At 64.2% G+C, this 23,506-nt stretch carries 21 protein-coding genes; 10 read left to right on the top strand and 11 right to left on the bottom strand.

Going from position 1 to position 23,506, the window contains the following annotated elements; genetic code table 11:
• Positions 1-17: 17 nt before the first annotated feature.
• Entirely contained in the window at positions 18-893 is an 876-nt protein-coding gene (locus GEV38_RS23020) for an AraC family transcriptional regulator (protein WP_054572771.1), read from the bottom strand.
• 273 nt (positions 894-1,166) lie between these two features.
• Here GEV38_RS23020 and GEV38_RS23015 point away from each other — a divergent pair, with 273 nt between their 5' ends.
• The gene (locus GEV38_RS23015; RefSeq protein ID WP_054572772.1) at positions 1,167-2,069 is read left to right on the top strand and encodes a DMT family transporter; all 903 of its coding nucleotides are present in this window, start codon (positions 1,167-1,169) and stop codon (positions 2,067-2,069) included.
• A 126-nt stretch (positions 2,070-2,195) separates the two neighbouring features.
• Here the strand turns inward: GEV38_RS23015 and GEV38_RS23010 are convergent, their stop codons facing one another.
• The 3 genes from GEV38_RS23010 to GEV38_RS23000 all read right to left on the bottom strand — a co-directional run bounded on the left by GEV38_RS23010 (position 2,196) and on the right by GEV38_RS23000 (position 5,082).
• Positions 2,196-2,741: a hypothetical protein gene (locus GEV38_RS23010; RefSeq protein ID WP_054572773.1), complete on the bottom strand. Its 546-nt coding sequence runs from the start codon at positions 2,739-2,741 to the stop codon at positions 2,196-2,198.
• A gap of 202 nt (positions 2,742-2,943) precedes the next feature.
• Entirely contained in the window at positions 2,944-3,918 is a 975-nt protein-coding gene (locus GEV38_RS23005; RefSeq protein ID WP_015271760.1) for a D-glycerate dehydrogenase, read from the bottom strand.
• A 216-nt stretch (positions 3,919-4,134) separates the two neighbouring features.
• Positions 4,135-5,082: a LysR family transcriptional regulator gene (locus GEV38_RS23000; protein WP_015271759.1), complete on the bottom strand. Its 948-nt coding sequence runs from the start codon at positions 5,080-5,082 to the stop codon at positions 4,135-4,137.
• A gap of 191 nt (positions 5,083-5,273) precedes the next feature.
• On the opposite strand from GEV38_RS23000, the gene GEV38_RS22995 reads away from it, so the two are divergent.
• From GEV38_RS22995 to GEV38_RS22980, 4 genes are read left to right on the top strand one after another with little or no spacing between them, the layout of a single operon-like run.
• Positions 5,274-6,803 carry an efflux transporter outer membrane subunit gene (locus tag GEV38_RS22995; protein ID WP_173896023.1) on the top strand — a complete coding sequence of 510 codons (1,530 nt, stop codon included), beginning with the start codon at positions 5,274-5,276 and terminating at the stop codon, positions 6,801-6,803.
• Positions 6,800-8,977 carry an FUSC family protein gene (locus GEV38_RS22990; protein WP_085720996.1) on the top strand — a complete coding sequence of 726 codons (2,178 nt, stop codon included), beginning with the start codon at positions 6,800-6,802 and terminating at the stop codon, positions 8,975-8,977. Before GEV38_RS22995 ends, GEV38_RS22990 begins: the two co-directional genes overlap by 4 nt.
• Positions 8,978-8,981: 4 nt before the next feature.
• Positions 8,982-9,182, top strand: coding sequence for a DUF1656 domain-containing protein (locus GEV38_RS22985; RefSeq protein WP_003257154.1), 201 nt, complete (start codon positions 8,982-8,984; stop codon positions 9,180-9,182).
• 10 nt (positions 9,183-9,192) lie between these two features.
• Positions 9,193-10,053 carry an HlyD family secretion protein gene (locus GEV38_RS22980; protein WP_013974168.1) on the top strand — a complete coding sequence of 287 codons (861 nt, stop codon included), beginning with the start codon at positions 9,193-9,195 and terminating at the stop codon, positions 10,051-10,053.
• A gap of 105 nt (positions 10,054-10,158) precedes the next feature.
• Here the strand turns inward: GEV38_RS22980 and GEV38_RS22975 are convergent, their stop codons facing one another.
• The gene (locus tag GEV38_RS22975; protein ID WP_054572776.1) at positions 10,159-10,608 is read right to left on the bottom strand and encodes a universal stress protein; all 450 of its coding nucleotides are present in this window, start codon (positions 10,606-10,608) and stop codon (positions 10,159-10,161) included.
• Between the two features lie 272 nt (positions 10,609-10,880).
• Here GEV38_RS22975 and GEV38_RS22970 point away from each other — a divergent pair, with 272 nt between their 5' ends.
• The 5 genes from GEV38_RS22970 (at position 10,881) to GEV38_RS22950 (ending at position 17,030) form a co-directional block, all read left to right on the top strand.
• Positions 10,881-11,789 carry a LysR family transcriptional regulator gene (locus GEV38_RS22970; protein WP_015271755.1) on the top strand — a complete coding sequence of 303 codons (909 nt, stop codon included), beginning with the start codon at positions 10,881-10,883 and terminating at the stop codon, positions 11,787-11,789.
• Positions 11,790-12,016: 227 nt separating this feature from the next.
• Positions 12,017-13,558, top strand: a complete 1,542-nt coding sequence (locus tag GEV38_RS22965; RefSeq protein WP_015271754.1) for an MFS transporter — start codon at positions 12,017-12,019, stop codon at positions 13,556-13,558.
• A gap of 28 nt (positions 13,559-13,586) precedes the next feature.
• A complete protein-coding gene (locus GEV38_RS22960; protein WP_015271753.1) occupies positions 13,587-14,648 on the top strand; it encodes an HlyD family secretion protein in 1,062 nt (353 codons plus the stop codon).
• Entirely contained in the window at positions 14,645-16,096 is a 1,452-nt protein-coding gene (locus GEV38_RS22955) for an efflux transporter outer membrane subunit (protein ID WP_015271752.1), read from the top strand. Before GEV38_RS22960 ends, GEV38_RS22955 begins: the two co-directional genes overlap by 4 nt.
• 139 nt (positions 16,097-16,235) lie before the next feature.
• Entirely contained in the window at positions 16,236-17,030 is a 795-nt protein-coding gene (locus tag GEV38_RS22950) for an SDR family NAD(P)-dependent oxidoreductase (protein WP_015271751.1), read from the top strand.
• 68 nt (positions 17,031-17,098) lie between these two features.
• Here GEV38_RS22950 and GEV38_RS22945 read toward each other — a convergent pair whose 3' ends face one another.
• The 6 genes from GEV38_RS22945 to GEV38_RS22920 form a co-directional block, all read right to left on the bottom strand.
• Positions 17,099-17,911: an SDR family oxidoreductase gene (locus GEV38_RS22945; protein WP_054572777.1), complete on the bottom strand. Its 813-nt coding sequence runs from the start codon at positions 17,909-17,911 to the stop codon at positions 17,099-17,101.
• A 151-nt stretch (positions 17,912-18,062) separates the two neighbouring features.
• Complete coding sequence (locus GEV38_RS22940; protein ID WP_015271749.1) at positions 18,063-18,527, bottom strand: hypothetical protein; 465 nt, start codon at positions 18,525-18,527, stop codon at positions 18,063-18,065.
• Between the two features lie 97 nt (positions 18,528-18,624).
• Positions 18,625-20,079, bottom strand: a complete 1,455-nt coding sequence (locus GEV38_RS22935; protein ID WP_024087718.1) for a mannose-1-phosphate guanylyltransferase/mannose-6-phosphate isomerase — start codon at positions 20,077-20,079, stop codon at positions 18,625-18,627.
• 35 nt (positions 20,080-20,114) lie between these two features.
• Complete coding sequence (locus GEV38_RS22930) at positions 20,115-20,762, bottom strand: alginate O-acetyltransferase AlgF (RefSeq protein ID WP_013974158.1); 648 nt, start codon at positions 20,760-20,762, stop codon at positions 20,115-20,117.
• 16 nt (positions 20,763-20,778) lie between these two features.
• Entirely contained in the window at positions 20,779-21,936 is a 1,158-nt protein-coding gene (locus GEV38_RS22925) for an alginate O-acetyltransferase (RefSeq protein WP_015271747.1), read from the bottom strand.
• A 10-nt stretch (positions 21,937-21,946) separates the two neighbouring features.
• A complete protein-coding gene (locus tag GEV38_RS22920; protein WP_015271746.1) occupies positions 21,947-23,404 on the bottom strand; it encodes an MBOAT family protein in 1,458 nt (485 codons plus the stop codon).
• Positions 23,405-23,506 lie beyond the last annotated feature (102 nt).

Genomic DNA, 23,506 nt, shown 5'->3' with positions numbered 1-23,506 from the left:
TCCCTGTGGGAGCGGCTTTAGCCGCGAATGGCCGTACGGTATTCGCCAGGCGTTGCTCCGACCGCCTGGCGGAACCGGTTGCTGAAATGGCTGGCACTGGCAAACCCGCACGACAGGGCAATTTCCCCCAGCGGCATCACCCCCAGCCGCAGTAGCTGGCAGGCCCGATGCAGCCGCCGGGCCAGCAGGTACTGATGCGGCGGCAGCCCGAAACTGGCGCGGAACATGCGCGCAAAGTGGTATTCGGACAGGTTGCAGCGCAAGGCCAGTTCACCCAGGGTGATGGGCTGGTCGAGATGCGCTTCGATGTAGTCGACCATTTGCCGGCGCAGGCTCGGTGCCAGCCCGCCTTTCAGGCGCAGGCCCTGGCGCAGCCCAACCTGGTTGAGCAGCGCATGGTCGACGATCTCGTGCGCCAGGCTGCTGGCCAGCAAGCGTTCGCCAGGTTCATCCCAGTCCAGGGTTATCAGCTGGCGAAAGCGCTTGGCTTGCTGCGGGTCGTCGAGAAAGGTCGCTTCCCGCAGTTGCAGCTCACGCGGTTCACGGTCGAGCAGGCGCACGCAGCCCAGGGCGAATTGCGTTTCGCTGACATACAGGTGCGCCAGGCGGATCGCGCCATTGACCACCCAGTTCGATTCCTGCCCGGCCGGCATCACGCACAGCTTGTCGGGCGCCCCTTTATCGCCGGGGCGCTGGCGGCGGAAGGTGCCGGTGCCGTCGGCGATGTAGCACGACAGGGTGTGATGGCTCGGTGCCTGGTAGTCGCGGGCATCGTCGCGGTTGCTCCACAACGCCGCCGCCAGCCCGTCGCCCAGGTGCGCGCTCAGCTCCAGCCGGGCGTGGGGCGAGGCGTGCATGGCGTTGAACACTTGCAGCTGGGTGAGTGGGGTCATGGGCGGTTCCTCTTGCCAGCCATCCTACTGCGCCTTGGGCAGGCTTACAGCAACCCGCGGGACAAATGCGCAAGTTTGTGCAAGCCGGGGAGGGGCCCCCGGAAGAAACTGGAGGCCTCGGCGAGGGCTGCGCCCTCGATCGCAGGCAAGCCAGCTCCTACAGGGACCGCGCCAGCCTGGAGCTTGGCGCTGTACTTGTGGGAGCTGGCTTGCCGGCGATGGGCCGCATCGCGGCCCCGGGATGCATGGTCGATCGCCTGAGGAGCTCCACCGATGAACCTGTCACTCTACTTGCTAACGGTCCTGATCTGGGGCACCACCTGGATCGCCCTGAAACTCCAACTGGGTGTGGTCGCCATTCCGGTCTCGATCGTCTACCGCTTCGCCCTGGCCGGGCTGATCCTGTTCGCCTTCCTGCTGCTCACCCGCCGCCTGCAGCCAATGAACCGGCGTGGCCACCAGATCTGTCTGGCCCAGGGCCTGTGCCTGTTCTGCGTCAACTTCATCTGCTTCCTCAGCGCCAGCCAGTGGATTGCCAGCGGCCTGATCGCCGTGGTGTTCTCCACCGCCACCCTGTGGAATGCGCTCAACGCGCGGATCTTCTTCGGCCAGAAGATCGCCAGCAATGTGCTCGGCGGCGGCGCCCTGGGGCTCCTTGGCCTGGGGCTGCTGTTCTGGCCCGAGCTGTCCCACCACGCGGCCAGCCGCGAAACCCTGTACGGCCTTGGCCTGGCCCTGCTCGGCACGCTGTGCTTCTCGGCTGGCAACATGCTGTCGAGCATGCAGCAGAAGGCCGGGCTCAAGCCCATGACCACCAATGCCTGGGGCATGGTCTACGGGGCGGTGATGCTGGCGGTGTTCTGCGTGGTCAGCGGTGTGCCATTCAGCATGGAGTGGAACGTGCGGTACATCGGCTCGTTGCTGTACCTGGTGGTGCCGGGCTCGGTGATCGCCTTTACCGCCTACCTGACCCTGGTCGGGCGCATGGGGCCGGAGCGGGCAGCTTACTGCACCGTGCTGTTCCCGTTGGTGGCATTGAATGTGTCGGCGGTGGCCGAGGGGTATCAGTGGACGGCGCCGGCCTTGTTGGGATTGGTGGCGGTGATGGCGGGGAATGTGCTGGTGTTTCGCAAGCCCAAGAGCCGAGTCATTAAGGCCGCTGAGCTAGCGAAGTGAAGCGTACATAGCTTGCACCGGGCACCTCTTGAGCTTGCCAAGAGGTGCCTAGTGCAGGAAGTTCTCAAAAGAGATTGTTCTTGACTCCGGGGCCTCGAGCCATAAGCAGCTCTGCCGCGGGAATATCTAGTCAGCGTCAAGGATGATTATTGCAAACCCCGGAATTTTATCGTGGCGTTTGTCGAATGCAAGAATGGCTGTAGGTGTAGGCTGGTCGCCGGAACTATAGTAATCGCCGTTCTGCTTCATTCGGCCATTACCGGCCAGTGTATACCAAGCTGTATGTTCTTCTGGGACTTTCGTCCATCCGCTATCGAAGATGTTTACGAGAAATTCCAGCCGTTTCTGGTTGTTGTCGGTCTTTAGCTCAAGCTTGTAACTGACCGGTCGAGGGAGGTTGGATATTAGTATGGTCGCATTGTAATATTTTCCATCTTCGAAAGCCGTCACAATGTCCTTTTTGAAAAACGAAATGATATCGGAGCTATCTCCCTTTGCAATACTATCTGGGGCGGTGTAAGTGGCAGCTCCTCCGTCCTTTCCCAGCAGTGTCCCTAGCTTCTCTCCTTCTAGAACCCATTCTGGGTTCTTCAAGGATGAAAAGAGGCTGATTTCGTATTGCGGGCTTACAAAGCTAATGTTTGGTCTGATAGTGCCAAGATTAGATTCCATCATACACCTCCAATTTTTGAGGTGTTATTGTTGCTGCGGTTCGCTAGAAGATGAACTGGCAGTTTTATCAGTTGCGGAACAGCTTCAGATACGTTCCTGTCGCGTATGGCTTTGAATCTTATTCGTGGCGCGCTCCGTACACACACACACAGAGCGCGCCGTAAAAGTTAGGTGGCCCGTTTCAACAGATGTGGGGAAGCGATCAACTCCTCCACACCTGCGGGTTCACGAGGTCCCGCGGCCGTTCACCCAGCAGCGCCGCACGCAGGTTGTCGATTGCCCGGTTGGCCATGGCCTCGCGGGTTTCGGCAGTGGCCGAGCCAACGTGTGGCAAGGTCAGGGCATTGGGCAGTTTGAACAGCGGCGAGTCGCTCAGCGGCTCTTTCTCGTATACATCCAGGCCCGCACCGCGAATGGTGCCGTTCTGAAGTGCCTCTATCAGCGCCGCCTCGTCCACCACCGGCCCGCGGGCGATGTTGATCAGGAATGCGCTTGGCTTCATTAGTTGCAACTCACGCGCACCGATCAGCTTGCGGGTGGCATCGGACAACGGCACAACGATGCAGACGAAGTCGGCTTCGGCCAGCAGTTGCTCCAGGCTGCGGAACTGCGCGCCCAGCTCTTGCTCCAGCGCGGTCTTGCGGCTATTGCCGGAATAGATCACCGGCATGTTGAAACCGAACCGGCCGCGACGTGCAATGGCGGCACCGATGTTGCCCATGCCGACGATACCCAGGGTCTTGCCGTGCACATCGCTGCCGAAATGGGCCGGACCTACGGTGGCCTGCCAGTTGCCGGCCTTGGTCCAGGCATCCAGCTCGGCGGTGCGGCGGGCGCAGCCCATGATCAGCGAGAAGCCCAGGTCGGCGGTGCTTTCGGTCAGCACGTCGGGGGTATTGGTCAGGGCGATGCCGCGTTCGTTGAAGTAGTCCAGGTCGTAGTTGTCGTAGCCGACCGACACGCTGGATACCACCTCCAGCCTGGCCGCCCCTTCGAGTTGCGCCCGGCCGAGCTTGCGGCCAACGCCGATCAGGCCATGGGCCTCGGGCAGGGCTTCGTTGAACTGGGCATTGATGTCGCCGAGCTTGGGGTTCGGCACGATCACGTTGAAGTCTTGCTGCAGGCGTTCGGCCATGGCCGGGGTGATACGGCTGAAGGCCAGGACGGTCTTTTTCATCGGCAACTTCTTCTCTGCAAGGCTAGGGGAATGCCGGGCAGTTGACCGCGATGCGGTCATTCGCAGCACAAGGCTGCTCCTACAAGGGGCAGGCGCTGGGCCTTCTGTAGGAGCAGCCTTGTGCTGCGAATGGAGGGCGGAGCCCTCCCAGGGGCCTGGCGCTGGAAACAATGGTTAGCAACCTACCATTGTCCGCCCCCGCAATGCAGCAGCTTTTTAGTTGGCGATCATCACCTGATGGGTTTTCAGGTCCGCCTCATGGGCTGCCAGAATCTCCGGCAGCGAGTTGCGCAGGTACTCCACCCAGGTCTTGATCTTGGCATCCAGGTACTGCCGCGACGGGTAGATGGCGTACAGGTTCAGCTCCTGCAGGCGGTACTCGGGCAGCACCCGTACCAGGCTGCCATCGCGCAGGCCGTCGATGGCCGAATAGATCGGCAGCACGCCCACGCCCATGCCGCTGCGGATGGCGGTCTTCATGGCATCGGCAGTATTGACCATGAACGGCGAGCTGGTGATGTTGACCATCTCCTGGCCTTCCGGCCCGTCGAACAGCCATTTTTCCAACGGGATCACCGGGCTGACCATGCGCAGGCAGGCGTGCTTGAGCAGGTCGGCAGGCTTGTGCGCCACGCCGTGGCGGGCAATGTAGGCGGGCGAGGCGCAGACGATGCTGTAGGTGATGCCCAGGCGCTGGGACACGAACCCCGAGTCGGGCAGTTCGGTGGCCAGCACGATGGACACGTCATAGCCCTCGTCGAGCAGGTCAGGCACGCGGTTGGCCATGGTCAGGTCGAAGGTCACGTCCGGGTGCGATTCGCGGTAGCGGGCGATGGCGTCGACCACGAAGTGCTGACCGACCCCGGTCATCGAGTGCACCTTCAGCATCCCGGCCGGGCGGGCATGGGCGTCGCTGGCCTCGGCCTCGGCTTCTTCGACATAGGTAAGAATCTGTTCGCAACGCATCAGGTACCGCTTGCCGGCTTCGGTCAGCGCAATGCGGCGGGTGGTACGGTTGAGCAGCCTTGTTTGCAGATGGGCTTCCAGGTTGGAGACCGCCCGCGACACGTTCGCGGTGGTCGTATCCAGTTGCCCGGCAGCAGCGGTAAAGCTGCCGAGTTGGGCTACGCAACTGAAAGCACGCATGTTTTGCAGGGTGTCCATGGGTCACTCTCGATGTAGAGGACAAAATTGTGTCACGAAGTAACGTAAAAGAGATGAAAAGTTGCCTTCGACCAAAGGCGGATTATCGCCGTTTTGGTAACAAAGATTCGCAGGAATCCACGCTTATCGCCAGTGCTGACGCCCCCTAGAATTGCCCGGCCTCTTCACCTCTTCCTCGGGAAATCGCAGCTGTGCCGCGTCGCATCATCAGAACGCTCAATGCGTTCAGTGCCTGTGCCCTTGCCCTCACCTTGAGCGGCTGTATCGGAACCTGGGGCATTGCCCCGCAAAGCAAGACGCTGCAAGCCAACACCCTGACCACCGACGCGGCCATACGCGAAGCCGCGACCGACGCCCACTGGCCCGATCAACAATGGTGGCGCGCCTATGGCGACCCACAGCTGGACCGCTGGGTTGCCCTGGCCGTGGCCGGCAGCCCGAGCCTGGCCATGGCTGCGGCGCGGGTACGCGAAGCCAGGGCCATGGCCGGTGTGGTCGAATCGGCGGAAAAGCTCCAGGCCAATGGCCAGGCCGCGCTCAAGCGCCACAACTGGCCTGAAGACCAGTTCTACGGCCCGGGCGCGCTGTCCGGCGCCAACACCTGGGACAACAACGCCGCGATTGGCTTCAGCTACGCGCTCGACCTGTGGGGCCGCGAACGCAATGCCAGCGAGCAGGCCGTGGACCAGGCGCACATGAGCGTGGCCGAAGCCCGCCAGGCGCAGCTGGAGCTGCAGAACAACGTGGTGCGCGCCTACATTCAGCTGAGCCTGCACTTCGCCCAGCGCGATATCGTCAAGGCCGAGCTGGAACAGCAGGAGCAGATCCTGGCCCTGGCCAAGCGCCGTCTGGATGCCGGCATCGGCACCCACTTCGAAGTCAGCCAGGCTGAAGCGCCGTTGCCGGAAACCCACCGCCAGCTCGACAGCCTGGACGAAGAAATTGCCCTGGCCCGCAACCAGCTGGCCGCCCTGGCCGGCAAGGGCCCGGGGGAGGGCGCGCAGTTGCAGCGCCCGAGCCTGGCCCTGGCCGCGCCGCTGAAGCTGCCGTCGAACCTGCCGGCCGAACTGGTCGGCCAGCGCCCCGACGTGGTTGCCAGCCGTTGGCAGGTGGCCGCCCAGGCGCGGGGCATCAATGTTGCCCACGCCGGCTTCTTCCCCAACGTCGACCTGGTCGGCAGCCTTGGCTTCATGGCAACCGGTGGTGGCCCGCTGGAATTCCTCACCGGGCGCAAGTTCAACTACAACGTCGGCCCGGCCATCAGCCTGCCGGTCTTCGATGGTGGCCGCCTGCGTTCGCAACTGGGCGTGGCTTCGGCGGGCTATGACGTGGCCGTGGCGCGCTACAACCAGACCGTGGTCGGTGCGCTGAAGAACATCTCCGACCAGCTGATCCGCCGTGAGTCGATGAAGGAGCAGTCGCACTTCGCCGCCGAGTCGGTCGCGGCCGCGCAGAAAACCTACGACATCGCCATGGTTGCCTTCCAGCGTGGCCTTACCGACTACCTCAACGTGCTCAATGCGCAGACTTTGCTGTTCCGCCGGCAGCAGGTGCAGCAGCAGGTGCAGGCCGCGCGCCTGATTGCCCATGCCGAGCTGGTCACTGCCCTGGGCGGTGGCTTGCAGGCTGGTCAGGATGCGCCGAAAGAGGAGCGCCAGGCCGCACCGAAAACCCCGGCCACCCTGGCCATTTTCGACAAGAAGCCGGATAACGCCGAATGAGCACTTCCAGTTTGCCCGTGCGCTGGCTGCAGAGCCTGGAATGGCGCCGGGGTTTCTTTGCCTGGGCGCGCACCGACGGGGTGACCTGGGTGTACATCTTCAAGGTGCTGGCCGCTGCGTTCATCACCCTGTGGCTGGCCATGCGCCTGGAGTTGCCGCAACCGCGCACGGCGATGATCACCGTGTTCATCGTCATGCAGCCGCAAAGCGGGCATGTGTTCGCCAAGAGCTTCTACCGGGTGCTCGGCACCCTGGCCGGCTCGGCGATGATGGTGGCGCTGATCGCCATATTCCCGCAGAACACCGAGCTGTTCCTGCCCAGCCTGGCCCTGTGGGTAGGCCTGTGCTCGGCCGGTGCCATGCGCTACCGCACCTTCCGCGCCTATGGCTTCGTGCTGGCCGGCTACACCGCGGCCATGATTGGCCTGCCGGTGCTGGAGCACCCTGACCAGGCGTTCATGGCGGCGGTATGGCGGGTGCTGGAAATTGCCCTGGGCATTCTGGTGTCGACCTTTGTCAGCGCCGCGATCCTGCCGCAGTCGGCCAGTGCCGCCATGCGCAACGCCCTGTACCAGCGCTTTGGCGTTTTCGCGGGGGTGGTGGTCGAGGCCCTGCGCGGCGAAAGCCAGCGGGACCGCTTCGAGAGCAGCAACGTGCGCTTCGTCGCTGAAGCAGTGGGCCTCGAGAGCCTGCGCAACGTCACCGCCTTCGAAGACCCGCACATGCGCCGGCGCTCTGGTCGCCTGGTGCGCATGAATAGCGAGTTCATGGCCATCACCACGCGCTTCAATGCCCTGCACCGTTTGCTGGAGCGCCTTCGCGCCCGCGGCCCGCTGCAGATCGTCGGCGCCATCGAGCCAGGCCTGAACACCCTGGTGGAGCTGTTGCAGCCTTACGTGGGCCGGGCGCTGACCGACGCCGATGCGCTGCGCCTGACCCTGGAGCTGGCCGCCTACAAGGAAGGCTTGCAGGCACAGGTGCGCGGCTTGCGCGCCGAGTACCTGGCAACCGAGCCGAGCGAGTCCGACCTGCTCGACTTCCACACTGCCTTCGAGCTGCTCTACCGCTTCGTCGACGAGATGTACAGTTATGCCGAAACCCATGCCTCGCTAGCCGCGCACCGGCACGAACGCGAGCAGTGGGATGAGCCCTACGTGGCGCAGACCAGCTGGCTGGTATCGTTGGCCGCCGGTGTGCGCGCCTCGGCGGTGCTGTTGTTGCTGGGCAGCTATTGGCTGCTCAGCGACTGGCCCAGCGGCGCCATGATGACCCTGATCGCCACCGTCACCGTGGGCCTGTCGGCGGCCTCGCCGAACCCCAAGCGCATGTCGTTCCAGATGGCCTGCGGCACGGCGATTGGTGCCGTCGTCGGCTTCTTCGAAACCTTCTTCGTGTTCCCCTGGATCGACGGTTTCCCACTGCTTTGCATGGTCCTGGCGCCGGTGTTCGTGCTGGGCGCGTTCCTTTCGTCTCGGCCGGCGTATGCCGGCTACGGCATCGGCCTGCTGGTGTTCTTCGCCATCGGCTCGGTGCCGAACAACCTCACCGTGTATGACCCGTACACCTTCATCAACGACTACATCGGCATGGTCATCGGCATGTTCGTCTGTGCCGCTGCCGGGGCGATCATCCTGCCGCCCAACAGCCGCTGGCTGTGGAGCCGCCTGGAGCAGGAACTGCGCGAGCAGGTGCTGTTCGCCATCAGCGGGCGCCTGCGCGGCCTGGGTTCAGCCTTCGAAAGCCGCACCCGTGACCTGCTGCACCAGGCCTATGGCCTGGCAGCCGGCAAGCCACAGGTACAGAGCCAGTTGATGGGCTGGATGTTCACCGTGCTGGAAATCGGCCATGCCATCATCGAGCTGCGCAAGGAGCAGGCCCGCGCGCCGGTGCATCCGGCCTACGCCGAGTCGCAGCCCTGGCGCCAGGCGATCCGCGTGATGGGCCGTGCCCTGGCCCGGTTGTTCCTGCAGCCCAGCGCCAGCAACCACGAACGCGCGCTGGTGGCAGTGGACCACGCCATCGCCCGCGTGCAGGCCACCGACGAGCCCTTCGCCCGCCACTTCGACACTTCGGTGCTGCGCCGCGCGCAAAGCTACCTGCACTTCATCCGATCTTCCCTGCTCGACCCACAGTCGCCGTTGGCACCGGCGAAAGGACTGCACGATGCTCCGTGAAACCATGCCCCGTGAAATCGCCTTCCATGGCGTGTACATGCCCACCATGACCTTGATGTTCCTGTTCGCCCTGGGCCTGGCCTGGGGCCTGGACCGGTACATCGCCAGCCATGATGGCTACCGCTTCTTCTGGCACCCGGCGCTGCTGCGCCTGAGCCTGTTCGTCTGCCTGTTCGGCGCCCTGGCGCTGTCGCTCTACTGGTGAGAATCCTTCGATGAAAAAGTTCTTCAGCCTGATCGCCACCCTGTTGGTGCTTGCCGCTGCCGTGGTGATCGGTCGCCAGTTGTGGCTGCATTACATGACCACGCCTTGGACTCGCGACGGCCGTGTGCGTGCCGACATCATCAACGTCGCTGCCGACGTGCCTGGTTATGTGGTGGATGTGCCGGTCAAGGACAACCAGCGGGTGAAGAAGGGCGACCTGCTGATCCAGATCGACCCTGAGCACTACCAGCTGGCGGTCGACCAGGCAAAGGCGCAGGTTGCGTCGCGCAAGGCCACCTGGGAGATGCGCAAGGTCAACGCCAAGCGCCGTGCCGACATGGACAACCTGGTGATCTCCAAGGAAAACCGCGACGACGCCAGCAACATCGCCAACTCCGCCCAGGCGGACTACCAGCAGGCCCTTGCCGAGCTGGCTGCCGCCGAACTGAACCTCAAGCGCACCCATATCGTGGCCACGGTGGACGGCTACGTGACCAACCTGAATATCCACAAGGGTGACTATGCGCGTACCGGTGAAGCGGTGATGGCGGTGGTCGACGAGAATTCGTTCTGGGTATACGGGTTCTTCGAGGAGACCAAGCTGCCGCATGTGAAGGTGGGTGACCAGGCCGAGCTGCAGATGATGAGCGGCGAGCGCATCAAGGGCCATGTGGAGAGCATCGCCCGCGGCATTTACGACCGCGACAACCCACAGAGCCGCGAGTTGATCGCCGATGTAAACCCGACCTTCAACTGGGTGCGGCTGGCGCAGCGGGTGCCGGTGCGCATTCATATCGATGAAGTGCCGGACGGGTTTTTGCTGGCGGCGGGGACGACTTGTACGGTGGTGGTTAAGCCGAGCGAGGGATGATCCGGGGTGAGGTGGTGCAGCTACTGGCCTCTTCGCGGGCTTGCCCGCTCCCACAAGTGATGCGCCGCTCTTGGGGCTGGCGCAAATCCTGTGGGAGCGGTGCAGTTAGCTCGCTGCCCCTACCAATACTGGCACCTTCACCCGATCAATCACCTTCGTGCTGATCGACGGGTCCAGCATCCGCCCCAACCGCGACAGGTGGCGGTGGCCCATGATGATCAGTTCACAATTCAGTTCCTGCGCCTTGGCCACGATCGCCTCGACCGGATGCCCGGCCACCATGCAGCCCTGGCTGGCGAAGCCGGCTTGCTGCAACTCGCGCACCGCCTCGGCCACGGCCTGGTCGGCCTGGTGCTGCTCTTCGCAGGCGGCGGGGTATTCTTCCAGTTCTTCTGCGGTGTAAGGCGCGGGTTGGTCGTGGACGGCGAAGGTAGAGTCGATGGCCAGCAGCACATGCAGTTCGTGTTCGCCGGGGCGGCAGTAGTGGCGGGCGAGGGTGAGCAGGGCAGTGGATGCAGGGGAGGCGTCGATGGCGATCAGGACGGGGCTGGGCATGCGAAATCCTTGTTTCAGGCTGGCTAATCATTTGCCTGTACCGGCCCTATCGCCGGCAAGCCGGCTCCCACAGGTACTCCGCATTGCCCAAGGGCTGTGTTGACCCCGTGGGAGCTGGCTTGCCGGCGATAGGGCCAGTACAGGCACTGCAAATCTTATGACCCAATCACCGTCCAAAATAAATGCCCCACCACGCACGAGCGCATTGCGTCTGGTGCAATCCAGCAACCTGCTACCATCGCCATCTCCCACAGCTGTAACGGAAAACGGCCATGCAACTCCCGGACATGAACCTGCTCGTCGCCCTCGATGCCCTGCTCGACGAAGGCAGCGTGGTCGGCGCAGCGCAGCGCATGAACCTCAGCCCGGCGGCGATGAGCCGGACCCTGGGGCGTATCCGCGATGCGTTGGGTGACCCGATCCTGGTGCGCGCCGGCCGTGGCCTGGTGCCGACGCCGCGGGCGCTGGCCCTGCGCGAGCAGGTGGCGGCGTTGGTGGAGCAGGCCGGCGAGGTGTTCCGCAGTGGCGACGAGGTCGACCTGCCCAAGCTTGACCGGGCCTTCAACATCCGCACCAACGACCTGTTCATCGCCCTGTACGGTGCCCAGTTGCTGCGGCGCATGCACGAACAGGCACCGCGCACGGTGCTGCGCTTCGTGCCGGAAAGCCCCGGGGGCGATGACGACAGCGTGCTGCGCGACGGGCGTACCGACCTGATCATCAGCTCGACCGTGGACCTGGGGCCGGAGATCAAGGTACAGAGCCTGTTCCAGACCTACTATGTGGGCCTGGCGCGGCGCGACCACCCGATCTTCGAGCAGCCGATCACGGCGCACAGTTTTGCCAGTTATCCACAGATCAGCGTGTCCCGCCGTGGACGGGCCAATGGGCCGATCGATGTGGAGCTGGCCAACTTCAAGGTGCAGCGGCGGGTGGCGCTGATTACCCCGAGTTTTCACTCGGCGCTTTTCTCGCTGCCGGATTCCGACCTGATCCTGCCGATGCCGGCCAACATCCTCAACAGCGTGCACAAGCTCGGGCTGCCGCTGCGCTCGTTCGAGATCCCGGTGCCGCTGGAGCGGGTGACCGTGCTGCAGGCATGGCACCCACGGTTTCACAATGACCCCGCGCATCGGTGGTTGCGGCAGACCCTGAAGGCCTGTTGCAGCGTTGACCCATGATTGCCTGTGAGGGCCTCATCGCCGGCAAGCCAGCTCCCACAGGATCGTTGCATATCTCGAAAACTACGCAGTACCTGTGGGAGCTGGCTTGCCGGCGATAGGGCCAGACCTGCAAAAGGCGGATTGCGTCCAGCGCAACATAAACCTACCGATAAGTCAGTTTTCGTCAGCATTCGACCTTCTTAGACTTGCTCCAGTCGCAAATTTGTTGCTGGAGATGTCTGCCCATGAGTTCCCTGTCCGCCCCGTCTGCCGCGATTGCCGCCGCCCCCGCGCCGGCCGCGCCTGCGCAGACTGCGTTCGGCCTGCAGGTAGTGGTCGGGCTGTTCGGTGTGCTGCTGGCCGTGTTGTGCGCGGGCCTCAACGAGTCGGTAACCAAAATCTCCCTGGCCGATATCCGTGGGGCCATGGGCATCGGTGCCGACGAAGGCGCCTGGCTGCTGGCGGCCTACAGCGCCGCCTCGGTTTCGGCCATGGCCTTCGCGCCATGGCTGGCCACCACGTTCTCGCTGCGGCGCTTCACCATGAGCGCCATCGGCCTGTTCGCCGTGCTCGGCCTGCTGCAACCGTTCGCCCCCAACCTGCACAGCCTGATGCTGCTGCGTGTGCTCCAGGGCTTCGCCTCTGGCGCCTTGCCGCCGATGTTGATGAGCGTGGCCCTGCGCTTCCTGCCTCCGGGCATCAAGGTCTATGGCCTGGCCTGCTATGCCCTCACCGCCACCTTCGGCCCCAACCTCGGCACACCGCTGGCAGGGCTGTGGACCGAATACGTCGGTTGGCAGTGGGCGTTCTGGCAGATCATCCTGCCCTCGGCGCTGGCCATGTTCTGCGTCGGTTGGGGCCTGCCGCAGGACCCGCTGCGCCTGGAGCGCTTCAAGCAGTTCGACTGGCGCGGCGTGCTGCTCGGCCTGCCCGCCATCAGCTGCATCGTACTGGGCCTGTCGCTGGGTGACCGCTGGGGCTGGTTCGATTCCCCGCTGATCTGCTGGCTGCTCGGCGGTGGCCTGCTGTTGCTGGTGCTGTTCATGTACAACGAATGGTCCGAGCCGTTGCCATTCTTCCAGTTGCGCATGCTGTCGCGGCGCAACCTGAGTTTCGCTCTGGTGACCCTGGCCGGTGTGCTGATCGTGCTCTCGGGCGTGGGCAGCATTCCGTCGGCCTATCTGGCGCAGATTCAGGGCTACCGCCCGGCGCAGACCAGCCCGCTGATGATGCTGGTGGCCATGCCGCAGCTGGTGGCCCTGCCGTTGACGGCGGCGCTGTGCAATATCCGCGCAGTGGACTGCCGCTGGGTGCTGGGGATAGGCCTGGCGATGCTGGCTGTGTCCTGTGCCGGCAGCAGCCTGCTGACCAGCGAGTGGATCCGTGGCGATTTCTACCCGTTCTACCTGCTGCAGGTGTTCGGCCAGCCAATGGCAGTGCTGCCGCTGCTGATGCTGTCCACCAACGGCATGACCCCGCAGGAAGGCCCGTTCGCCTCCAGCTGGTTCAACACCGTCAAGGGCCTGGCCGCGGTGATCGCCGGTGGCCTGCTGGACGCCCTTGGCACCCTGCGCCGGCACTTCCATTCCAACCACCTGGTGGACAGCCTGGGCAACGCCCCGCTGGTCGACGGTAACGCAGCCGGCCTGGCCAGGCGCATCCACGACCAGGCGCTGGTGCTGACCTCGGCCGACCTCTACCTGGTCATGGCCTGCATTGCCGTGGCCCTGATCTGCCTGATTCCTTTCGTGCCTACCCGGGTCTATCCGCCGCGCGCGGTGGCCTGAACCCTGGATGAATTCGAGAACCACTTAAATGACCAACAACCGCAAAACCCTGTTCATCGGCTCGGTGCTTGCCGTGGCCGTCCTGGCTGCCATCGTCGGCCCGTGGATGTTCGGCAGCGACCACCGCCAGAGCACCAATGACGCGTATGTTGTCGCCGACTACACCGTGGTCGCGCCCAAGATCGCCGGCTTCATCAAGGAGGTGCTGGTGGAAGACAACCAGCAGGTCAAGGCTGGCCAGTTGCTGGCTACCATCGATGCCCGTGACTACCAGGCCGCGCTGGATGCCGCGCAGGCGCAGTTGCTGGTGGCCCAGGCGCAAAGCGCCGATGCCCGTGCCACGCTCGAGCGCCAGGCGTCGCTGATTGCCCAGGCTGAGGCTGCAGTGAAAGCGGCCCAGGCCGAAGCTGCGTTCGCCGACCATGAGGTCAACCGCTACAGCCGCCTGGCCGAGCAAGGTGCCGGCACCGTGCAGAACGCCCAGCAGGCACGCAGCGGGGTCGACCAGGCCCGCGCACGCCTGGCCAATGCCCAGGCGGCACTGGTCGCGGCGCGCAAGCAGGTGGATATCCTTACCGCCCAGGTGGCCAGTGCCGACGGCCAGCTGAAGCGGGCCGAGGCAGGGCTGGAAAAGGCCCAGCTCGATCTGTCCTACACCCGCATCACCGCACCGGTGGACGGCATGGTCGGCGAGCGTGCCTTGCGTGTCGGTGCCTACGTCAACCCGGGCGCCCGCCTGCTGTCGGTGGTGCCGTTGCAGCAGGCCTACGTGGTCGGCAACTTCCAGGAAACCCAGCTGACCCACGTACAGCCTGGCCAGGCCGTGAGCATCAGCGTCGACACCTTTGCCGGTGAGAAGCTGCAAGGCCATGTGGAAAGCATCGCCCCGGCCACCGGCGTGACCTTCGCCGCGGTCAAGCCGGACAACGCTACCGGCAACTTCACCAAGGTGGTGCAGCGCATCCCGGTGAAGATCGTTTTCGATGACGGCCAGCCGCTGCTTGCCCGCCTGCGCGTGGGCATGTCGGTGGAAGCGACCATCGACACCCGTGGTGACAAGCTGGACGGCAAAGAGGTAAGTGCACGATGAAAGCGGCGTTACGCTTGAGCCCGTTGCTGCTGGCCGTATTGATGGCCGGCTGCACCTTGGGCCCTGACTTCCAGCGCCCTGACAGCCAGGCCCCGCAACAGTGGGCGCCGCTGCAAGGCGAGGCGGCGGCCAGCCAGCCGCAGGCCGAACCGCTGGAACTGCGCTGGTGGGAGAGCTTCCACGACGCCCGCCTGAGTGCTTTGATCCAACGCGTTGCCGAGCGCAACCTCGACCTGCAGATGGCCAGCGCCCGCCTGCTGCAAAGCCGCGCCCTGCGCAGCACCGTGGCTGCCGACGAAGTACCGTCAGTGGACGTGAACGCCGGCTACAGCCGCTCGCGCAATAGTGCCGAAGGCCTGAGTGACCCGTCCGGCAAGGCGGGCAAGGAAGCCTTCAACCTCTGGCAGGGTGACCTTGTGGCCGGCTGGGAGCTGGACCTGTGGGGCCGTGTGCGGCGCCAGGTCGAGGCAGCCGATGCCACGGTCGAAGTGGCCGAGAACGACCGCCGCGGCGTGCTGTTGGCATTGCTTTCGGAAACCGCCGGCAACTATATCCAGTTGCGCGCTGTGCAGCACACCATCGATGTGACCCGCGACAACCTCAAGGTCGCCCAGCACAGCCTGAAATTGTCCGAAAACCGCCAGGCCGAAGGTGTCGCCACGCGCCTGGACGTGGCTCAGGCCAGTGCCCAGGTCGCCTCTATCGAGTCACGCCTGCCTAGTCTGGAAGCGCGGCGCGACGACCTGATCAACGCCCTCAGCCTGCTTGCCGCCGAACCACCGCGCAGCCTGCAGGCCGAGTTGCTGCAGGGCGGCGAACTGCCTGCGCCACAGCAGAAGTTCGCCATTGGCTTGCCGTCCGAACTGGCCGAACGCCGCCCGGACATTCGCCAGGCCGAGGCTCGTTTGCATGCTGCCACCGCCAGCATTGGCGTGGCCAAGGCCGACTTCTACCCCAGCATCCGGCTGTCGGGCAGTGTCGGGTTCCAGGCCATGCAGCTGTCCGATTTCGGCGCCTGGGATTCACGCCGCTTCGCCTTCGGGCCGCAGCTGTCGCTGCCGATCTTCGAGGGTGGCCGGCTCAAGGGCACCTTGGAGCTGCGCGAGGCGCAGCAGCAGGAAGCGGCGCTGAACTACCGCAAGGTGGTGCTGGGTGCCTGGCATGAAATCGACGATGTGCTGCGCCTGTACAACGCCAGCCAGCTGCGCCGCGACCACTTGGCCGAGGCGGTGCGGCAGAACCGCATCGCCCTGGAAACTGCCCAGCGCCAGTATGTGGAAGGGGCGGTGGACTTTCTCAATGTACTGACGGTGCAGGGGGCTTTGCTGGCCAGCGAGGAGCAGTGGATCGACAGTTCTGCGGCGGTGTCGCAGGCGCTGGTGGGGCTGTACAAGGCCCTGGGTGGTGGCTGGCAGGCGTTTGACGAGCAGCCTGTGAAGAAAGTGTGATGTTTTGGGGCCGCTTTGCGGCCCATCGCGACACAAGGCCGCTCCTACAGGAGATCGCGTCCGCATGTAGGAGCGGCCTTGTGTCGCGATGGGCTGCAAAGCAGCCCCGGCAATTGTCCTGATTACCGAGGAGGCACAGATGCACATTTCCCTGAACGGCAAGCGCGCCATCGTCAGCGGCTCCACCGCCGGCATCGGCCTGGCCATCGCCATCGGCCTGGCCGAGGCGGGGGCCGAAGTGGTCCTCAACGGTCGCACCCAGGCCCGGGTCGACGAAGCCCTCAAAGTAGTGCGCGAGCGCCTGCCGCAGGCGCGCATCATCGGCATCGCTGCCGACCTGAGCACCCAGGCCGGTGCGCAGACGCTTTTCAAGCAGGTGCCGCACACCGACATCCTGGTCAACAACCTGGGCATCTTCGAGCCCAAGCCGTTCTTCGAGATCGAGGATGAGGACTGGCAGCGTTTCTTCGACGTCAATGTGCTCAGTGCCGTTCGCCTGTCACGCCACTATGCCCCGGGCATGGCCGAACGCAAATGGGGGCGAGTGGTGTTCCTGTCCAGTGAGTCGGCGCTGCAGATCCCGACCGAGATGATTCATTACGGCATGACCAAGACTGCGTTGCTGGCGGTGTCGCGCGGGCTGGCCGAGACCCTGGCCGGCACCGGGGTGACGGTGAATTCGGTGCTGCCGGGGCCTACGCGTTCGGAAGGTGTGGGCGACTTCTTTGCCAAGCTGGCCGAGGAGCAGGGGGTGTCGACTGAAGAGCTGGAGGCCAACTTCCTTGCCGAGCACCGGCCGACCTCGCTGATCAAGCGACTGGCGACAGTGGAGGAGGTGGCGAACATGGTGGTGTACCTGGCGTCGATGCAGGCCAGTGCCACTACCGGGGCTGCCTTGCGGGTGGATGGCGGGGTGCTGCGTTCCATTGCCTGATCTGTTTTGCCTGTACTGGCCTCTTCGCGGGGTTACCCGCGAAGAGGCCAGTACAGGCAACCAATCAATCAGAGCGGGCGCAGCAGGCCAAACCGCTTGCGCAACGCCCAATCCAGCACTCGCCGCGGCAGTAACCGGGCCATCAACGGCAAAGCCGTACTGCCGTTCCCCAACCGCACCACCGCCGGCACCGGCGACTTCCCGACCGCCGCCAACACGCCCTGGGCAAACACTGCCGCCGAGGTGGGCTTGTCCTGCGAAGCCCGTGCCCGTGCCTGCACGTGCTCGCGCAACGGCCACCACGCCGAATCCGCCGCCAGCACCTGCTCGGCCTGGCGCTGGGCATTGCTGGCGAACTGCGAGGCAATCGCCCCTGGCTGCACTTCCATAACCTGCACACCAAACGGCGCCAGTTCCAGGCGCAAAGCATCGCTCAGGGCATGCACGGCGGCTTTCGAGGCGCAGTAGGCGCCGGCGAACGGAGTGACCAGCACGCCTGATACGCTGCCGATGTTCACCACCAGGCCCCGTGAGCGGCGTAGCTGTGGGAACAATGCGCGGGTAACGCCGACCACGGCGAAGACATTGGTTTCGAACTGCTGGCGCAGGGCATCCACGCCGCCATCGAGCAGCGGGCCCATGGCGCCGTAGCCAGCGTTGTTGATCAGTATATCGAGGTTTTCCAGATCCTCGGCCAGGCGGGCCAGCGCCTTGCTGTCGTTCACATCAAGTTGCCGGGCGGTGAAGCCGGCGGCGTTCAGTTGCTCGACATCCTCAGGTTTGCGGGCGGTGGCCCAGACGTGGTGGCCGGCATCGCGGAAGGCGTCGGCCAGGGCGCGGCCGATGCCGCTGGAACAACCGGTGATCAGGACGGTGGGCATGGTTGGGGCCTGTTGTCAGGGGAAGTTGGTGTTGCCTGTGCCGGCCCTTTCGCGAGCTTGCCCGCTCCCACAGGAACTCCACAGCTCTTGAGTACTGTGCAGTACCTGTGGGAGCGGGCAAGCCCGCGAAAGGGCCGGCACAGGCGATAGATTAGTTGGCAAACGTACCTTGCAGATGCTCTGCACGAAACTCCAGGGTCTGCGGCCTGTACCCGGAGCGCAGTGGCGGCAGTGGCAGGCAGTCCTTCCACTCGGCCCCTGGCTGCAGTTCGCCCGGCCCACGGTAGCGCGGGGCGTTGTAAGTGTTCTCCGCCAGGTTCACGGTATCGCCCGGCGCATACGCCGCCACCCGCCAGCGCAGTTCGGTCAGCGGCACGTCGTTGCCGTTCTTCATGCGCACCTGCAGGGCACGGTCGGCGGGGCAGTGTTCGGGGGCGTAGGTCAGGCGTAGGTCCAGGCGGGCCAGTTGCGAGGTTTCGCGGGTGTCCTGCCAGACGACGAACAGGGCCACCAGGCCCAGGCCACAAACGGCTGCCAGCGAGATCGGCAGGGCCTTGGCCGGGTAGCGCAACAGCAGCACCAGCCAGGTGAGGATGAGGAAGGCACCGATGATCATGGGACGTGCAGACCTTGATTGCGCGGGGTCTGACCATCGTAGCCCGAAATGGAGAGTGGCTCAAAAAGCGGGGCCGCAAAGCGGCCCCAGGGTTGCATTACTGCGCGATGGTCTTCACCGAAACACCCCGTTCGATCGGAGTGGAGGTACGCCCGTAAACGTCCTCGAAGCGCTCGATGTCATCCTCGCCGAGGTAGCTGCCGGACTGCACTTCGATGATCTCCAGCGGGATCTTGCCCGGGTTGCGCAGGCGGTGCACCGATGCGATCGGGATGTAGGTCGACTGGTTTTCGGTCAGCAGGAACACGTTCTCGTCACAGGTCACCTCGGCGGTGCCGGACACCACGATCCAGTGCTCGGCACGGTGGTGGTGCATCTGCAGCGACAGGCTGGCGCCCGGCTTGACGGTGATGTGCTTGACCTGGAAGCGGCCGCCCATGTCCACCGAGTCGTACGAGCCCCACGGGCGATACACTTCCAGGTGGTTCTGGGTTTCGCTGCGGCCCTGCTCGTCGAGGGTCTTGACCATCTGCTTGACGCCCTGGACCTTGTCCTTGTGGGCAATCATCATGGCGTCCTTGGTCTCGACCACCACGATGTTCTCCAGGCCGATCACCGACACCAGCTTGCCGTTGCCGTGGATCATGCAGTTGTGGCTGTCCTGCACCACCACATCGCCCTTGGTGACGTTGCCGTTGTCGTCCTTCTCGTGCACTTCCCACAGCGACGACCAGCAGCCCACGTCGCTCCAGCCGGCCGACATCGGCACCACGCAGGCGCGCTGGGTCTTTTCCATCACCGCGTAGTCGATGGAGTTGTCCGGGCAGCAGGCGAAGGTGGCTTCGTCGATGCTCAGCACATCACCGTCTTCCTGGCTGCGCTCCAGGGCCAGCACGCAGGTGTCGTAGATGTCGCCGTCGTGCTTCTTCAGCTCTTCGAGGAAGCGGCTGGCACGGAACAGGAACATGCCGCTGTTCCAGAAGTAGCCGCCGGCCTGGACGAACTCGGCGGCGCGTTTTTCGTCGGGCTTTTCGACGAACTGCGCCACGCGCGCCACGCCTTCAGGCAGCAGGGCGTCCTGGCTGGAACGGATGTAGCCGTAGCCGGTTTCCGGCTTGGTCGCCGGCACGCCGAACAGCACCATCTCGCCACGCTCGGCGGCTACGGTGGCCAGGGCCAGGGCGCGTTGCAGGGCCTTCTGGTCATCGATCACGTGGTCGGCGGGCAGCACCAGCATCAGCTCGTCGCGGCCTTCGTTGACCAGTTTCATGGCAGCCATGGCCACGGCCGGCGCGGTATTGCGGCCGAACGGTTCCATCAGGATGCCTTGGGTTTCCAGCTTCAGCGCGGCCAGTTGCTCCTGGACGATGAACTTGTGGTCCTTGTTACAGACCACGATCGGCGTGTCCATGCCTTCGAACACCAGGCGTTCTAGGGTTTGCTGGAACAGTGTGTGTTCACCGGTCAGGGCCAGGAACTGCTTGGGGAACTGCTTTCGCGACAGAGGCCACAGACGGGAACCGCTACCACCAGAAAGAATTACCGGGATCATCATGTTTCTCCAATAGTCGTTGAGAGGCAGGGGAATCAGTTGCTAGCCACGGGGCGAGTTACCCACACCGGCGACAAGGCGTTGCCGGAACCCGTTACGTACAGCACTGCGGCTTCGCCGCGCTCCAGGGCGACGGGTTTGACGTCACCCACTTTCTTGTCTCCTTGGAACAGCGCCAGGTTGACCTTGACCGGGTTGATTTCGCGTTCGCCGCGGCCGTTGGCGGCAACCGGCTTGACCACTTCGGTCTTGCCGTCGGCGGTCTTCAGGGTCAGTTGCTGGTCACTCAGGTTCTGCACGCGAACCAGGGCTTTCTGCTTGTTCTTGAACGGCGGCTCTTCGATCAACTGCGGGTTGCCGCTGGCGCTGTTGACCAGGGTGTAGTACTTGTCCGCAGCCAGCTTGACCGGCACGCTCTTGCCACCGACCTGAGCGGTGTAGTCACCCCCTGGCAGGAAGCTGAAGTCACTGCTGCCCTGTGCACCAACCTGTTTGATCTGGGTGTTGCCGACCGAAGCTGCCGCCGGTGCGCTGGACGCGTTGTAAAGGCGCACGAAGGTCGAGCCTTTGGGTGCGCTCGGGCCATACAGCGCGGCGTCGGCGCCGGCGAAGGCCTGCATGGAGGCCAGGGACAGGCCGGCAGCGAGGGTGAGGGCTTTGGCAATGGAAGTCTTGGTAGTCATATGTAGGTTCCTCTGATTAGTGGTTAGTCCGGGTGGACGACAAAGCCAGGTTTTCTTCGGATTTACGGGTGTTCTTCAGCTGGGCGATCCACTGTGGATCGAAGCTGCTGAGGTCGTTCTTCATTGGCAGATAACGTTCGGGGAATTCCCACACCACCACTTGGGGTGCGGCGTTCTTGAAGGCATCGCTTTGCAGGTACTTGAGCATCGGCAGCAGCGGGCCATGGCCGTCTTCGGCGTAGTTGGCCACATCGCTGCGCAGGGCCTGCTGCAGCGCGCCGAGGAAGTTCCAGTGCGGGTTGGCGCTGTAGCTGGTGCCCACCAGTGCAACCGGGATCTGCGTGTCGGCGAACAGTGCGTCACCGGCTTCACCTTCGGTCTCGACCGGGCGAGTGGTGCGCTGCTGCAGGTTGTCCGGGGCCGGCAGCAGGTTGCTGAACAGCGGGTCCAGTGGCAGGAAGTTGGTCAGGTCGCCCTTGTATGGCGCGGTGCTGCCGGCTTCGGTGATGAACGCCTGCGGGTCGCCGTTGAGCAGGCTCTGGCGGCTGACCGCTTCGGCCAGTGCCTGCGCAGCCACTTCGGCGCCCATCGGCGTCCAGTGGGTGTCGGTGCGCAGGAACACCTGGCCGCGCGCCTTGGCCTGCTCCATGGGTGCCAACAGGTCCGGGGCGAACACGTTGGCCTGGCGTGCCTGGGCATGGAACTGGTTGTACAGGTCGTCATGCAGACTGGTCGGCAGTTCCGTGCCCAGGTATTCGGCGTACACCCGCGCCTTGGCTGGCACGATCGCCAATACAAGCTGGCTGCCGTGCTGCTGCAAGGTGTCACGCACGCCACGGATCAGCGCCAGGTTTTCCTGCATCAGCTGCTCGGCACCGGCGGTGGGCTTGAACTCTTCGTCACTGAACAGCCACTGGTCGCGGCCCAGTACCACGCCGGGGCGGCCTTCGTTGAACAGCTTGAAGTCCATCGCCGCCCAAAGGTTGGTGCCCAGGCGCTTGATCGGGAACTGCTCGTCGTAGTGGGTCTCGGCAGCCTTGGCCAGCTTGCCGTTGAGCAGGGTCATCTGCTCGGTACGCTGGAAGCTTTGCAGGCCACCGGTGGACCAGACGCCCATGCCCACCAGCAGGCCGAGGAACGACAGCGAATAGGTAATGCGTAATGTCCGGGTCATGTCATCAACCTCAGAACTGGAAGTAAAGGAACGGCGAGTAGCTCTGCGCCGAAAGCTTGAGGATCGAGGCCACGAACAGCAGCAGCACCAGGGCGCGGGTCATCACCCGGGTCCAGTCCAGGCCGATCGAACCGTCGCTGTTGACCTGCACCGGGGTGGCCTTGGGCGTTGGCCGGGCGTTGCGGTAGAAGTCGCGCAGGCCGAAGAACGCCAGGGTGATGTAGGCGACCACCAGGGTGGCTACCTGCAGGCCGGTGAGCTGGGCACGGTTGAGTTCCGACAGCTGCCAGTCGCCGAAGCTGAACATGGCGCCGTACATGCGACCGGCCACTTCCAGGTTCTCGGCACGGAAGATCACCCAGCCGACCACCACCAGCAGGAAGGTGAATGCCCACTTCACCGGGTTGAAACGCTGCGGGTTGGTGTCGATGCCCAGCGCGCGCTCGATGGCCAGCCACATGCCGTGCCAGGCGCCCCAGATGATGTAGGTGAAGTTGGCGCCGTGCCACAGGCCACCCAGCAGCATGGTCAGGAACAGGTTGCGGTAGGTGTTGAAGGTGCCTTTGCGGTTACCGCCCAGGGTGATGTACAGGTAGTCGCGCAGCCAGGTCGACAGGCTGATGTGCCAGCGCCGCCAGAACTCGGTGATCGACTGGCTGATGTACGGCTGCTTGAAGTTCTCCATGAAGCGGAAGCCCATCATCAGGCCCAGGCCGATGGCCATGTCGCTGTAGCCGCTGAAGTCGAAGTACAGCTGCGCGGTGTAGGCCAAAGCGCCGAGCCAGGCATCCCCGGTGGTCGGGTTCTGCAGGGCGAAGCAGTGGTCGGCCACTACCGCCAGGGTATCGGCGATGAACACTTTCTTGATGAAGCCCTGCATGAAGCGGGTGCAGCCTTCGGAGAACTTGTCCAGGGTGTGGGTGCGGTTGTTGAACTGGTCGACCAGGTCCTTGAAGCGCAGCACGGGGCCGGCGATCAGGTGCGGGAAGATCGCCACGAACGCCGCGAAGTCGATCAGGTTGCGGGTGGCCGGGGTGTCGCCGCGGTACACGTCGATGATGTAGCTGATCGACTCGAAGATGTAGAACGAGATACCGATCGGCAGCAGCACGTGGGTGAGGATGAACGGCTCCAGGCCGAACGAGGAGATGATCGCGTTGAGGCTGTCGACGCCGAAGTTGGCGTACTTGAAGTAGCCGAGAATCGCCAGGTCCACACCGACGCCGAGCAGCAGCCAGCGCTGTGCCGGCTTGGTACGCACGCCGGCGGCGCCGACTTTCAGGCCGATCCAGTAGTTCCACAGGGTCACGCCGGCGAACAGGGCGAGGAAGTCGACCCGCCACCAGGCGTAGAAGATGTAGCTGGCGACCAGCAGCAGCAGGTTGCGATAGCGTTGCCCGCTCAAGTAGTACAGGCCGAGGAAGATCGGCAAGAACAGGAACAGGAACACGTTGGACGAGAAGACCATCCCGGTTCTCCTTTTTGTTCACAGCATCCGGGGCAAAGCGCCCCCCAAACCCCCCACTCAAAAAGTGGGGGAAGCCTTGGTACCTGTGGGAGCGGGCATGCC

Origin of the sequence: Pseudomonas sp. 13159349 (assembly GCF_013305685.1) — a bacterium.
GTDB classification, from domain to species: Bacteria; Pseudomonadota; Gammaproteobacteria; order Pseudomonadales; family Pseudomonadaceae; genus Aquipseudomonas; species Aquipseudomonas asiatica.
The sequence above is the reverse complement of the archived record's forward strand: the minus strand, read 5'-3'. Positions and strand labels throughout refer to the sequence as shown.

Bases quoted from the DNA above. Each gene is read 5' to 3' on its own strand.
- GEV38_RS23020 (WP_054572771.1), bottom strand. From the start codon at position 893: ATGACCCCACTCACCCAGCTGCAAGTGTTCAACGCCATGCACGCCTCG.
- GEV38_RS23015 (WP_054572772.1), top strand. From the start codon at position 1,167: ATGAACCTGTCACTCTACTTGCTAACGGTCCTGATCTGGGGCACCACC.
- GEV38_RS23010 (WP_054572773.1), bottom strand. From the start codon at position 2,741: ATGGAATCTAATCTTGGCACTATCAGACCAAACATTAGCTTTGTAAGC.
- GEV38_RS23005 (WP_015271760.1), bottom strand. From the start codon at position 3,918: ATGAAAAAGACCGTCCTGGCCTTCAGCCGTATCACCCCGGCCATGGCC.
- GEV38_RS23000 (WP_015271759.1), bottom strand. From the start codon at position 5,082: ATGGACACCCTGCAAAACATGCGTGCTTTCAGTTGCGTAGCCCAACTC.
- GEV38_RS22990 (WP_085720996.1), top strand. From the start codon at position 6,800: ATGAGCACTTCCAGTTTGCCCGTGCGCTGGCTGCAGAGCCTGGAATGG.
- GEV38_RS22985 (WP_003257154.1), top strand. From the start codon at position 8,982: ATGCCCCGTGAAATCGCCTTCCATGGCGTGTACATGCCCACCATGACC.
- GEV38_RS22980 (WP_013974168.1), top strand. From the start codon at position 9,193: ATGAAAAAGTTCTTCAGCCTGATCGCCACCCTGTTGGTGCTTGCCGCT.
- GEV38_RS22975 (WP_054572776.1), bottom strand. From the start codon at position 10,608: ATGCCCAGCCCCGTCCTGATCGCCATCGACGCCTCCCCTGCATCCACT.
- GEV38_RS22970 (WP_015271755.1), top strand. From the start codon at position 10,881: ATGCAACTCCCGGACATGAACCTGCTCGTCGCCCTCGATGCCCTGCTC.
- GEV38_RS22965 (WP_015271754.1), top strand. From the start codon at position 12,017: ATGAGTTCCCTGTCCGCCCCGTCTGCCGCGATTGCCGCCGCCCCCGCG.
- GEV38_RS22960 (WP_015271753.1), top strand. From the start codon at position 13,587: ATGACCAACAACCGCAAAACCCTGTTCATCGGCTCGGTGCTTGCCGTG.
- GEV38_RS22955 (WP_015271752.1), top strand. From the start codon at position 14,645: ATGAAAGCGGCGTTACGCTTGAGCCCGTTGCTGCTGGCCGTATTGATG.
- GEV38_RS22950 (WP_015271751.1), top strand. From the start codon at position 16,236: ATGCACATTTCCCTGAACGGCAAGCGCGCCATCGTCAGCGGCTCCACC.
- GEV38_RS22945 (WP_054572777.1), bottom strand. From the start codon at position 17,911: ATGCCCACCGTCCTGATCACCGGTTGTTCCAGCGGCATCGGCCGCGCC.
- GEV38_RS22940 (WP_015271749.1), bottom strand. From the start codon at position 18,527: ATGATCATCGGTGCCTTCCTCATCCTCACCTGGCTGGTGCTGCTGTTG.
- GEV38_RS22935 (WP_024087718.1), bottom strand. From the start codon at position 20,079: ATGATCCCGGTAATTCTTTCTGGTGGTAGCGGTTCCCGTCTGTGGCCT.
- GEV38_RS22930 (WP_013974158.1), bottom strand. From the start codon at position 20,762: ATGACTACCAAGACTTCCATTGCCAAAGCCCTCACCCTCGCTGCCGGC.
- GEV38_RS22925 (WP_015271747.1), bottom strand. From the start codon at position 21,936: ATGACCCGGACATTACGCATTACCTATTCGCTGTCGTTCCTCGGCCTG.
- GEV38_RS22920 (WP_015271746.1), bottom strand. From the start codon at position 23,404: ATGGTCTTCTCGTCCAACGTGTTCCTGTTCCTGTTCTTGCCGATCTTC.